General features: G+C 74.0%; 11 protein-coding genes. 6 read left to right on the top strand and 5 right to left on the bottom strand.

What is annotated here, in order from left to right:
• The 3 genes from ACWEPL_RS26890 to ACWEPL_RS26880 all read left to right on the top strand — a co-directional run.
• On the top strand, window positions 1-755 hold a 755-nt coding region (locus ACWEPL_RS26890), incomplete at its 5' end, for an aldehyde dehydrogenase family protein (RefSeq protein ID WP_452437795.1).
• Between the two features lie 179 nt (window positions 756-934).
• Entirely contained in the window at window positions 935-1,780 is an 846-nt protein-coding gene (locus tag ACWEPL_RS26885; RefSeq protein WP_452437794.1) for an aldehyde dehydrogenase family protein, read from the top strand.
• A 13-nt stretch (window positions 1,781-1,793) separates the two neighbouring features.
• Window positions 1,794-2,612, top strand: coding sequence for a helix-turn-helix transcriptional regulator (locus tag ACWEPL_RS26880; RefSeq protein WP_452437793.1), 819 nt, complete (start codon window positions 1,794-1,796; stop codon window positions 2,610-2,612).
• Here the strand turns inward: ACWEPL_RS26880 and ACWEPL_RS26875 are convergent.
• Together ACWEPL_RS26875 and ACWEPL_RS26870 are read right to left on the bottom strand one after the other, a co-directional pair.
• Window positions 2,587-3,924 carry an MFS transporter gene (locus tag ACWEPL_RS26875; protein ID WP_452437792.1) on the bottom strand — a complete coding sequence of 446 codons (1,338 nt, stop codon included), beginning with the start codon at window positions 3,922-3,924 and terminating at the stop codon, window positions 2,587-2,589. The genes ACWEPL_RS26880 and ACWEPL_RS26875 overlap by 26 nt on opposite strands.
• Before the next feature lie 131 nt (window positions 3,925-4,055).
• On the bottom strand, window positions 4,056-5,498 hold the full coding sequence (locus ACWEPL_RS26870) for an amidase (protein ID WP_363961860.1): 1,443 nt from the start codon (window positions 5,496-5,498) through the stop codon (window positions 4,056-4,058).
• Window positions 5,499-5,545: 47 nt separating this feature from the next.
• Between ACWEPL_RS26870 and ACWEPL_RS26865 the strand changes: the two genes are divergently transcribed.
• On the top strand, window positions 5,546-6,739 hold the full coding sequence (locus ACWEPL_RS26865) for a threonine synthase (RefSeq protein WP_452437791.1): 1,194 nt from the start codon (window positions 5,546-5,548) through the stop codon (window positions 6,737-6,739).
• Here the strand turns inward: ACWEPL_RS26865 and ACWEPL_RS26860 are convergent.
• The 3 genes from ACWEPL_RS26860 to ACWEPL_RS26850 are packed head-to-tail and all read right to left on the bottom strand — an operon-like array spanning window position 6,713 to window position 10,103.
• Entirely contained in the window at window positions 6,713-7,366 is a 654-nt protein-coding gene (locus ACWEPL_RS26860) for a hypothetical protein (RefSeq protein ID WP_452437790.1), read from the bottom strand. The genes ACWEPL_RS26865 and ACWEPL_RS26860 overlap by 27 nt on opposite strands.
• Window positions 7,363-9,747 carry an ATP-dependent helicase HrpB gene (gene hrpB, locus ACWEPL_RS26855; RefSeq protein ID WP_452437789.1) on the bottom strand — a complete coding sequence of 795 codons (2,385 nt, stop codon included), beginning with the start codon at window positions 9,745-9,747 and terminating at the stop codon, window positions 7,363-7,365. The genes ACWEPL_RS26860 and hrpB overlap by 4 nt, the downstream gene beginning before the upstream one ends.
• Entirely contained in the window at window positions 9,747-10,103 is a 357-nt protein-coding gene (locus ACWEPL_RS26850) for an ArsR/SmtB family transcription factor (protein ID WP_350741841.1), read from the bottom strand. Before ACWEPL_RS26850 ends, hrpB begins: the two co-directional genes overlap by 1 nt.
• An 87-nt stretch (window positions 10,104-10,190) precedes the next feature.
• On the opposite strand from ACWEPL_RS26850, the gene ACWEPL_RS26845 reads away from it, so the two are divergent.
• Together ACWEPL_RS26845 and ACWEPL_RS26840 are read left to right on the top strand one after the other, a co-directional pair.
• A complete protein-coding gene (locus ACWEPL_RS26845) occupies window positions 10,191-11,339 on the top strand; it encodes an MFS transporter (RefSeq protein WP_363961868.1) in 1,149 nt (382 codons plus the stop codon).
• A gap of 25 nt (window positions 11,340-11,364) precedes the next feature.
• Entirely contained in the window at window positions 11,365-11,742 is a 378-nt protein-coding gene (locus tag ACWEPL_RS26840; protein ID WP_452437788.1) for a hypothetical protein, read from the top strand.
• Window positions 11,743-11,815: the final 73 nt, after the last annotated feature.

The following is an 11,815-nucleotide window of genomic DNA, read 5'->3' as shown; positions in this document are numbered from 1 at the left end:
ATGTGGACAAGGTGGCCTTCACCGGTTCGACCGAGGTGGGCAGGATCATCGCCCGGACGGTGGCCGGCACGGACAAGAGGCTGACCTTGGAGCTGGGTGGCAAGGCGGCCAACATCGTGTTCGCCGATGCCGCGATCGATCAGGCGGTGGAGGGGATCGTGAACGGGATCTTCTTCAACCAGGGTCACGTGTGCTGCGCCGGGTCGCGGCTGCTGGTGGAGGAGTCGGTTCAGGAGGAGTTGCTGGCGGCGTTGAAGCGGCGGCTGGGCACGCTGCGGGTGGGTGATCCGCTGGACAAGAACACCGACGTCGGCGCGATCAACTCGGCCGAGCAGCTGGCCAGGATCCGGGAGTTGTCGGCGGTCGGGGAGTCGGAGGGGGCCGAGCGCTGGTCGCCGGCGTGTGAGCTGCCGGAGCGGGGGTTCTGGTTCCCGCCCACGATCTTCACGGGGGTGGCGCAGTCGCACACGATCGCGCGGGAGGAGATCTTCGGGCCGGTGTTGTCGGTGCTGACGTTCCGCACGCCGGCTGAGGCGGTGGAGAAGGCCAACAACACGCCGTATGGGTTGTCGGCGGGGATCTGGACGGAGAAGGGGTCGCGGATCCTGTGGATGGCTGACCGGTTGCGGGCCGGGGTGGTGTGGGCCAACACGTTCAACAAGTTCGATCCGGCCTCGCCGTTCGGCGGTTACAAGGAGTCCGGCTATGGCCGCGAAGGCGGTCTGCACGGATTGGAGGCCTACCTTGACGTGTGAGCATCGCCGTCCCCGCCGCGCCAGGCGGCGGGCACAGGCCACCAGGGGTCACGCCTTCGCCAGGGCCGGGCGGCCCGTACGCACCGGCTGGTACGCCCACCGCTGCGGCGTGAGCCGGTGCGGCCAGGTCTTCGTGCCGGTCCAGATGTCGCAGGAGTCCACGTGGAGGGGGCGGGGCGATGAGTAGGTTGTCCGTCAGAAAGACCTACAAGCTGTTCATCGGAGGGGCGTTCCCGCGCTCGGAGAGTGGGAGGTCCTACCCCGTGACCTCGGCCAAGGGCGAATTCCTCGGCAACGCGTCCCGCGCCTCGCGCAAGGACGCCCGCGACGCCGTGGTGGCCGCGCGCAAGGCGTTCCCCGGCTGGTCGGGCGCCACCGCCTACAACCGGGGCCAGATCCTCTACCGGGTCGCCGAGATGCTGGAGGGGCGGCGCGCGCAGTTCGCCGAGGAGGTCGGCGGCGGCAAGAAGGCGGCGCTGGAGCAGGTGGACGCCACGATCGACCGGCTCGTCTGGTACGCGGGGTGGTCCGACAAGATCGCCGCCGTGCACGGCGCGGCCAACCCGGTCGCTGGCCCGTACTTCAACCTGTCCTCGCCCGAGCCGACCGGCGTGGTGGCCGTGATCGCGCCCGCCGATCCGCTGCTCGGGCTGGTGTCGGTGGTCGCGCCCGTGATCGTGACCGGCAACACGTGCGTCGTCGTGGCGTCCGAGCGCACGCCGCTCGCGTCGATCACGCTGGCGGAGGTCCTGGCCACGTCCGACCTGCCCGGGGGCGTGGTGAACGTCCTCACCGGGCACCAGGCCGAGCTGGCGCCCTGGCTGGCGGCGCACATGGACGTCAACGGGCTCGACCTGACCGGGGTCGAGGACGCCGACCTGGCGCTGAGCTGCGAGCAGGCGGCGGCGGAGAACCTCAAGCGCGTCCTGCGCCCCTCCCGGCAGGACTGGGCGGCCGACCCGGGGACCGGCCGGATGACGCGGTTCCTGGAGACCAAGACCGTCTGGCATCCGGTCGGGGTCTGAGCACGGCACATCGATGAGTCTCGGTGAGTTCCTCCGGGCCCGGCGCGCCCGGCTCAAGCCGCAGGACGTCGGGCTCGGGCCGGGGGTGCGGCACCGGCGCGTGGCCGGGCTGCGCAGGGAGGAGCTGGCGCCGCTGGCGGGCCTGAGCGTCGGCTACTACACCCGGCTGGAGCAGGGGCAGAGCCCGAACGTCTCCGACGAGGTGCTCGACGCGCTCGCCCGCGCGCTGCGGCTGGACGACGACGAGCGGGCCCACCTGCACCGCCTGGCCCGCGCCGTCCGGTCCCGCCCGCCGGTCGGGCCTGAGCTGCTCAGGCCCGGGATCAGGCGCATGGTCGAGTCGTTCACGGAGGTGCCGGCCTGGGCGGTGGGCCGGCGCGCCGACGTGCTGGCCTGGAACCGGCTCGCGCACGCGCTGTTCACCCCGCACCTGGACTTCGACGCGCCGGAGCGCGAGCCGCGCCCCAACTTCGCCCGCATGGACTTCCTCGACCCCCGCTCCCGCGAGTTCTACGTCGACTGGGAGAGCAAGGCCCTGGACGACATCGCGTACCTGCAGGTGTCGCTCGGCAAGTTCCCCGGCGACGAGGGGCTGCACGCGCTGGTGGACGAGCTGACGGCCGGGAGCGCCGAGTTCAGGGCCATGTGGACGCGGCATCCCGTGAGCAACTGCGCCTCCATCTCGCGCGGCTACCGCCACCCCGAGCTCGGCGTCGTCACGCTCACCGCCGAGCTGCTGCGTACGCCCGACGACGAGGGGCAGGGCGTGGTGCTCTTCCAGCCGGGGCCCGGCTCGGAGGAGCCGCTCAGACGCCTGCTGCGGCAGGGGTAGCGCGGCGCAACAGCAGGGCGCCCCCGGCCGCCCCGAGCAGGGCGACCGCCCCCGCCACCGCGAACGCCGCGTGCAGGCCCGTCAGCAGCTCGGCGTACGCCGACGCGACGGCGGTCAGCCCGGCCACCCCGATCGCCCCGACGAACGTGGGCATCTGCGCGAGGCTGCCCGCCACCCCCTGGTCGGCCGGGTCGAGCCCGGACGTGATCGTCGTGATCGCGGCCACCACGGTCAGCACGTGACCGAAGCCCATCGCCGCCGAGGTGGCCAGCAGTACCCCCAGCCCTCCCGAGGCGGGCAGGAACACCATCGCCGCCGTCCCCACGGCCTGCGCGGTCAGGCCGGCCGCCACGGTCGCGGGGGCGCCGTACGCGCCGATCAGCCGGGCCGCCAGGCCGCCCGCGACCAGGGCGGCCACGCCCTCGCCGAGGAACCCGAGCCCCGTCCGCAGCGCGGACCAGCCGAGCACGTCCTGCATGTAGACGCTCAGCAGCAGCGTCGCCCCGCCGCACATGCCGAACGTCACCAGCGCCACCGCCATCCCCCACTTCACCGTGGGCCGGCGCAGCAGCCGTAGTGGCACCAGCGGGGCGGCGTGCCTGGCCTCGACCGCGAGGAACGCCCCCAGCAGCAGCACGGCCGCCGCTACGCCGACCCATGTGAGCGTAGAAATGCCGTAGACCAGGGCGAACAGCCCGCCGCTCGCCAGCACGGCCCCCGGCACGTCCAGCCGGACGGCGCTCCCGCCGGAGTCGCCGGGGAGCACGGTGAGCGCGCCCACCAGCACGACCACGCCGATCCCCACCAGGATGAGCATGGTCCAGCGCCAGCTCAGCCCGCTGGTGACCAGGCCGCCGCCGATGGTCCCGGCCACGAAGCCGAGCGAGAGCAGCGCCCCGTTGACGCCCATCGCCCTCGTACGCTTCGGGCCCTCGGAGAAGGCCGTGGTCATGAGGGCCAGCGCGGTCGGGCCGATCATGGCCGCCGCCACGCCCTGCCCGGCCCTGGCGCCGACCAGCACCCCGGGCACCGGGGCCAGGGCCGCCAGCAGGGAGAACCCGGTGAACGCCGTCACGCCGGCCGCGAACAGCCTGCGCCGCCCCACCACGTCCGACACCCGCCCGAACAGCGGCATCAACGCGGCCGTCGGCAGCAGGCAGGCGGTCACCACCCACTGCAGGTCGCCCCGCGTGGCGAAACCCAGATCGCGGCCGAGCTCGGGGAGCGCGACCGTGATGATCGAATAATCCAGACCTGTCATGAACGTCGCGCCGCACAGCGTGACGAGCACGAGCCATTCACGTGTGTTCATGCGGACCAGGCTGCGGCACGGCCCGCACGCCGGCCAGCGCCCCGCTGGAGGTACACCTGTCAGGTGCACCCTCAATGGCTCGAAGCAGCGGCTCGAAGCAGCGGCTCGAAACAGTGGCTCGAAACAGTGGCTCAGAACGCGAAGCCGGGCGGCCTGACCGGGGGATGGGCGGCCTGGAGCTGGGCGGCCAGGCCGAGCAGGTGGGGTTCGCCGCCGGGAGGGGCGACGATCTGGACGCCGATGGGCAGCGCGGTGGAGTGCGTGGCCAGGGGGACCGTGATGGCGGGCCAGCCGCACATGTTCCAGGGGCCGGTGGCGGGGGCGTACCTGATGTTGGCCAGCGCGTTGCGGACGAAGCCGCGCTCGCCCCAGCGCTCGGCCTTCGGCGGGACGGTGGCCAGTGCGGGCGTGATCAGCACGTCGGCGTCCCCGAACCACTGGTCGGCCCCGTAGCCGCTCCAGCGCTCCCGGCCGCGCACGCCGTCGAGCTTGAGCGCGCCGAGCACCCGGCCCGCGCGGGCCAGCCCGCGGGTGCGGCGTTCGAGCCGGCGCCGGTCCAGGCCGTCGGCCGACGCGGCGGCCCTGGTGAGCCAGGTGGCGATCGTGGCGGGGCCGAGCCAGGCGGGCAGCTTGGCGCGGTGCTCGACCACCGTGTGCCCGGCCTGGCGCAGCGTCTCCGCCGCCCCGCGCACCGCGGCCTGGAACTCCCTGTCGACAGGCAGGCCGACGGGGAGCGGCTGGGGCGCGTACGCCACCCGCAGGTCGAACGGCTCGGGGCTGTCCTGGGGCGGCTGCGGCTCCCAGATCTCGTCGTCGTCCGCCCAGACCGAGCGCAGCATGGGTGGCCGTGGCTCGATCCGGCGGCCGCCGCGCCAGGACTCGGCCAGCGCCGGGTCGGCGGCCAGTACGGACAGCGCCAGCGCCAGGTCGGACGCGGTCGTCGCCAGGGGGCCGTTCTCCGTCAGCCCGTCCCAGTGGTCGGTCGGCGGGGGCACGAGCCCGGTGCCGGGCTTGACGGCCAGCACGCCGCAGCAGGCGGCCGGGATGCGCAGCGAACCCATGCCGTCGTTGCCCAGCGCCAGCGGCACCATGCCCGCCGCCACGGCCGCCGCGCTGCCCGACGACGATCCGCCGGCCGTCCTGGCCGGGTTCCAGGGATTGCGGACGATGCCGTACGCGCTGTCGCCGAGCGCGACGAGCCCCAGCTCGGGCAGGTTCGTCAGGCCGACGACCACCGCCCCCGCGGCCCGCAGGCGCGCCACCGTCACGTGGTCCTCCGGCGCGGGCGCGTCCGCCGTGACCGCGGACCCGCCGCGGGTGGCCTCGCCCGCGACCTCCAGGTTGTCCTTGACCGCCACGGGCACGCCGGCCAGCGGCAGGTCCGCCAGGTCGCGCCGTTTCTGCACGGCCTGCGCCTCCTCCACGGCCCGCTCTCTGATCCGCCGGAACGCCCCTACTTTGGAATCCCGCTCCGAGATGGCGTGAAGGTGCTCCTCGACGACGGTCGTGGCCGTGACGTCCCCACGCCGGACGGCCGTCGCGATCTCGACAGCGGACCTGCCTGCCCACAACATGACTAGAGTCTGCATCCTGGCAGCGCGGCTCGATAGGGTCGATGCACGTGAACGGACCCTCCCTTGCCCTCCGCCAGCGCTCGCTGGGTGACCCCGCGACCGAGTTCCCGCTGTTCCCGCCGCTGACGCGGGGCTGTCCCAGGACCAGCACGGACGAGATCGCCTATCCGCTGGAGATCACGTACGACTACGGGCGGGTGGATCCGCGCCTGTTCGAGCAGGAGCCGGGCACGGACCTCGCGCGCTGGTCGCCACTGCTGCCGCCGCTGGAGGCCCCCACGCTGGGAGAGGGCGGGACGCCGCTGGTGGAGTTCGACGGGATCTACGTCAAGGACGAGTCCCGCAACCCGACCTGGTCGCACAAGGACCGCCTCAACCGGGTCGCGGTCAGCGCCGCCGTCGCCTCGGGCGCGCCCGGCGTGGTCGTGGCCTCGTCCGGCAACCACGGGGCCTCGGCCGCCGCCTACGCCGCCCGAGCAGGGCTGCCCGCCATCGTGCTGACCTCGGCGGACTCGCCGCCCGCCGTGCAGGCGTTCGTGCGCGCGTACGGGGCCAAGGTCGTCTCCGTGCCCGCCGAGGCACGCTGGCCGCTGCTGCGCGAGGTCGTCGACCGGCTCGGCTACCACCCGGTCAGCAACCAGACGGTGACGCACACCGGGCACCCGTTCGGGCCCGAGGGCTACAAGACGATCGCCTACGAGCTGTTCCTGCAGCTCGGAGGCGTGCCCGCGGGCGTCTTCACCCCCACCGGGTACGCCGAGCTGCTCTACGGGATGTGGAAGGGGTTCGTGGAGCTGCGGCTGCTGGGGCTGACCGAGACCGTGCCGCGGATGTTCTCCTGCGAGACGGCGGCCGGCGGGCCCCACGCGCGGGCGCTGGCCACCGGCGCTCCGGCCGCGATCGTCGAGCTCCGCGAGCTGGGGGCCAGCGACGCGTACGGCATCGCCGGGCCGGTCGGCGGGCACCGCGGGGTGGTGGCCGTGCGCGACAGCGGCGGCGAGGCCCTGCTCGTGACCGACGAGGAGCTGCGGGCGGCGCAGCGGGACCTGGCCGGGCAGGGGCTGTGGCAGGAGCTGTCGGGCGCGGCGGGGCTCGCGGGCCACCGGAAGCTGCGGCGGGACTTCGACGGGCCCGTCGTGTGCGTGGCCACGTCGAGCGGGTTCAAGGACGTGGGCGTGGGGGCCGAGCGCTTTCCGGTGCTGGAGAACCCGACCCTAGACGATCTTGCTCCAGACGCGTAGCGGGCCGATCGTGGTGAAGCCGTGCCGCAGGGCGTCCGCCGGGTCGATCTCCCAGCCGACCAGGGGCCGGCCGGGGAACACCCTGGCCGCCACGGCCAGGGTCGCCTCCCACACGGCTTCGCCGAACACGTTGGAGACGCCCACGACCTGCTCGCGCGGGGTGAGCACGGAGCCGCAGACGATGGCGCCCCCTCTCCTGCCGCACAGAATCGTGGCCTCGTCGAGGATCGTGGGCAGGAAGAGGCCGCCGACCTCGCCGTCGAAGCACGCCTGCTCCCAGGCGCGCAGCGTGGCGGCGTCGCTCACCACCTCCATGGCGATCGTGGGCTCGCGGCGCTCCGGCGGCTCACGGTGGATCCACTGCCCCTCGAACAGCACCTCGAAGCCCGGTAGGTCGAGCGTGGCGAAGCTGTCCTTGACCGACGCCCCCGGGCCCGCGTCGATGCGGCCGAGCACGTCGGCCGCCGTCGCGTCGGGCGAGAGCGTCACCGCGTCCGGGTAGAAGGGCGGGGTCCTGGCGGGGTTGGTCCAGGCCCGGTCCGCGAACGCGCCGGGCGTGCCGTGCGCGCGGCACATCGCGTCGCACCACTCGGCGTTGTCGCGGGCGGCGGCTGCCACGCTGGTCATGCTCGTCTCTCCTTGGCGCGGCGGGTGGGAGGCGCGGTCAGCGGGTCCTCCGGCCAGGGGTGCCTGGGGTAGCGACCGCGGAGCTCCGCGCGTACCGAACGGTAGCCCTCGCGCCAGAACGACGCCAGGTCCGCGGTGACGGCCACCGGGCGGCCCGCCGGGGAGAGCAGGTGCACCAGGACGGGCACGCCGGAGATCTCGGGCGTCTCCTGCCAGCCGAACAGCTCCTGCAGCTTCACCGCCAGCACCGGCCGGTCACCCGAGTAGTCGACGCGGATGTGGGAGCCGCTGGGGACCTCGATGCGTTCGGGAGCCGCCCGCTCCAGGCGCTCGCTCCAGGGGATCAGGCGTTTCAGCGCCGCGGCCACGTCGATGCGCTCCAGGTCGGCCCGGCGGCGGGCCCTGGACAGCTCGGGCTCCAGCCACTGGTCGGCCAGGTCGATGAGCGCGTCCGTGGAGGGCCAGGGGGCGCCGATGGCGCGGTGGCAGAAGGCCAGGCGATCCCGTAGGTCCTTGGCCTGTTTCGTCCAGGTCAGGACGTCGGGCTCCGCGCGCAGGCCGTACAGGACGGCCTCGCGGACGTCGGCGTCCTTGAGCGGGGCGGCGGACAGCTCGATCGAGCCCAGGCGCTCGACCCTGCGGGCGAGCACGTCGCCGCGACGCTCGCCCGGAGGGACGTGCCAGGCGATCTCGTCCTGGGTGGTGGTGGGGTGGGCCAGCCTGGCGGTCGCCTCGTCGATCTCCACGGTCTGCCTGATGCGGGCCGAGGCCGAGCCCGACTGCCGGTCGGCGACGGCGATGGCCAGCCACTCGGCGGTGTGCAGCCTGGACCCCTCCGGTAGCTGGGCCTGCGTGCCGGAGGCCATGAGATAGCCGCCGCCCCGCCTGCGCGCCACCCGCTCGGGGAACGCCAGCGCCACCGCAGTCCCGGCCAGTGCGTCGCCGGGCAGGTCCGGGCGGCCCGTGCCGGCGGTCCGCTGGAGGCGCCTGGTCTCCTGGCGCCAGCGGGCGGCGAAGCCGGTGCCGCCCCGGCGGGCCGCGCGCCAGACCTCCACCAGGTCGTCGCCGGCGTCGCGCGGCAGCTGCTCCGACAGCAGGGCAACCACCTCGGCCGCGCTCGGGCCGAGGTCGAGCAGGGCCCTGGCCAGGCGGGGATGCACGCCCGCGAGCGCCATCCGGCGCCCGCGCTCCGTCACCCGCGAGGCCGGGTCCAGCGCGCCCAGCGCCTCCAGGGTGCGGCCGGCGGCGGACATCGCGGCGGGCGGCGGCGGGTCCAGCAGCGCCAGGCCCGACGCGTCGGGCGCGCCCCAGCAGGCCGCCTGCAACGCGAACCCCGTCAGGTCCGCGAGCGCGATCTCCGGCCGCGCGTGGTCGGCGAGACGGTCGTGGTCGGCCGCCGACCAGCACCGGTAGACCGTGCCTTGCGCCTCGCGCCCCGCCCGGCCCGCGCGCTGGCCGGCCGACGCCTTCGAGACCCTGACCGTGGTGAGGGAGCCCAGGCCGCGGGCGTGGTCGGTACGGGGCTCGCGGGCCAGGCCGGAGTCGACCACCACCCGGACGCCGGGGACGGTCAGGCTCGACTCGGCGACCGACGTGGCCAGCACCACCCGGCGGGCCGGGCCCGGCGCGAGCACGGCGTCCTGGACGTGGGCCGGGGCCTGCCCGTGCACCTGGAGCACCGCCACGCCGTCCAGCATCCCGGCGACCCTGGCGATCTCGGCCACGCCGGGCAGGAAGCACAGCACGTCGCCGTCCCGCTCCGCCAGCGCCCTGCGGACCACCGAGGCCACGTGGGACAGCAGCGCGGGGTCGACGCGGAGGCCGTGCGGCGGGGCGACCGGGCGGGCTGGCGGGGCCCACACCGTTTCGACGGGGTACGCGGCGCCGGTGGCCGCGACGATCGGGCCGCCGATCAGCCGGGACCACGGCTCGGCGTCGGCGGTCGCCGAGGTGGCCAGCAGGCGCAGGTCGGGCCGGAGCGTGTCGCGTACGTCCAGGAGGAACGCCAGGGAGGTGTCCGCGTCCAGGTGCCGCTCGTGGCACTCGTCGAGCATGACCGCGTCCACCCCGGCCAGTTCCTGGTCCCGCTGGAGGCGCTGGAGCAGGACGCCGGTGGTGACGACCTCGACCATCGGGTTCGCGCCCGTGTGGCGCTCGCCCCTGATCGTGTAGCTCACGCCCATCCGCCTGGCCGCCGCGCGCACGGCCAGCCGCCGCGGCTCGGCGACCAGCACCCGCATGCCCGCCTCGGCCAGGGCCAGGGGCACGACCGTCGTCTTGCCCGTGCCGGGCGGGGCCGTGAGCACCGCGCTGCCGTGCCGGTCGAGCGCGGCGAGCAGGTCGGGCAGGACGTGCCGGATGGGCAGCGAGTCGTGGCGCATCAACGCGGGGCGGGGACGTCGGCGCTCGGGATCAGGGCAGGGCTCGGGATCCCGGCGGCGGAGAGGACGGAGTCGAGCAGGCCGGGGAAGCGGGACTCGAGGTCGTCGCGGCGCAGGCTCATGAACTTCAGCCGTCCCTCCTGCTTGGTGATGACCACGCCCGCCTCGCGCAGCGTCCGGTAGTGGTGCGAGGCCGTCGACTTGTGCACGCCCAGGTCGTCGCCCGCCTCGCCGCAGTTCATCACGCCGCTCAGGGCGAGCCGGACGACGATCTCCAGGCGGACGGGGTCGGACAGCGCCCGCAGGACCTCCGTGAGCTCGATGTCCTCCGTAGCCGGGTGAGGTAGCAGGCGCATGGTCAAACCCTACCTTCGTTCTATTGTTTGACAACAATCCAACTATACGTCAGTTTGATGCATGTCCAACTTTCTTCTGGAGGCCCCATGACTTCGCGGCTCTACCCGCTTGCTGCCGGAAATTTCGCCATCGGTACGGGCATGTTCGTGACCGCCGGGCTCTTACCGCCCATCTCGAAGGAACTGGGGATCTCGTCCTCCGCGGCGGGGCAGCTCATGACCGTCTTCGCGTTGGCGTACGCGGTGCTGTCGCCCGTTCTCGCCGCCCTGACCGCCCGGCTGTCGCGCAGGACCGTGCTGCTGGTGGCCCTCGGCGTGTTCGTGCTGGGCAACGTCCTGACCGCGCTGGCTCCGACGTACCCGCTGGTCATGGCCACCCGGGTGGTCGCGGCGGCGGGGGCGGCGATGTTCACGCCGACCGCGTCCGGCGTGGCGAACGCGCTGACCGAGCCCGAGCGGCGCGGCCGCGCGCTCGCGCTGGTGATGGGTGGGATGACGGTCGCGAACGCGATCGGCGTGCCCCTGGGCACCTGGCTGGGCTCGGTCTCGGGCTGGCGGTCCACGCTGTGGATGGTGGCGGGGCTGGGCGTGATCGGGTTCGCCTGGGTCGCGACGGTGGTGCCGGTGGTCAGGATCCCGACGTCGGGGCGGCTGCGGGAGCGTCTCGCGCCGCTGGGCGACCGGCAGGTGCTGGCGGTGCTGGTGACGCAGCTGCTGCTGTTCGCGGCGGCGTTCACCGCGTACACCTACATCGGGTCGCTGATCGACCTGCCGCTGCCCGCCGTGCTGTGGGCGTGGGGGATCGGCGGCATCGTGGGCAACCAGCTCGGCGGGCGCTTCACCGACCTGTACGGGCCGCGCAGGATGGTGCTGCTCGCCCTGGGCGCGAGCACCCTGTTCCTGGCCCTCATCCCCGTCGCGAACCTGGCCCTGCCCGTCGCCCTCGTGTGGGCGTTCCTGTGGGGCGCGCTCGGGTGGCTGGTGGCCCCCGCCCAGCAGTTCAGGACCGTCTCCGTGGTGCCCGGCAACGTGCCGATCGGCCTGGGGCTGCTGTCGTCGGCCCAGTACGTGGGCCTGTTCCTGGCCGGGCTGGCCGGCGGCGCGACGCTCGACTGGTACGGCAGGACGGGCGTGATCGTGCTGGCCACCGCGTTCGGGCTGGTGGCGCTGCTGTTCACGCTGGCCACCTACCGTCCGCAGGCGGTCTCCCCGAAGGAGGGCGTGTCCGTCGGGTAGCGCGCCGTCGGCCAGAATGGTGATCATGTCCGAAGACATCGACCCCCGGAACGAGCCCGCGCCCTTCGGGGCCGTGGTGCTCCTGACGGCCGCCTCGGCGGTGGCGGTCATGGGGCTCACCGCGTTGCTGTCCCAGCCGCCCGGGCTGAAGTTCCTGCTGTTCGGCCCGATCGCCCTCGTCGTGTTCGAGGTGGTCGTCCACGAGGTGTGGTGGCAGCGGTGGTGGGGTGCGATCCCCGGCGCGGTGGCGGGCCTGGCGCTCTACTTCGAGGGCCGCGCCGCGCTGAGCGACCTCGTCGGCGACGTCTGGGCCCACCCCGTCGCGTACGTCGCCGCCTGGACCCTCTTCGCCGTCGTCTTCGCTCTGTGCAGCCGCTACCCCCGGACCCTCCGGCCGACGTGATCTTCTCCACCGCGTAGGGGACGCCGGATCGGTCCGCAGGCGGACGACGGGCGGCGGGCGCGGCGCCTACCGT

Source organism: Nonomuraea sp. NPDC004186, assembly GCF_053603495.1.
This window is presented reverse-complemented; position numbering and strand designations above follow the sequence as displayed.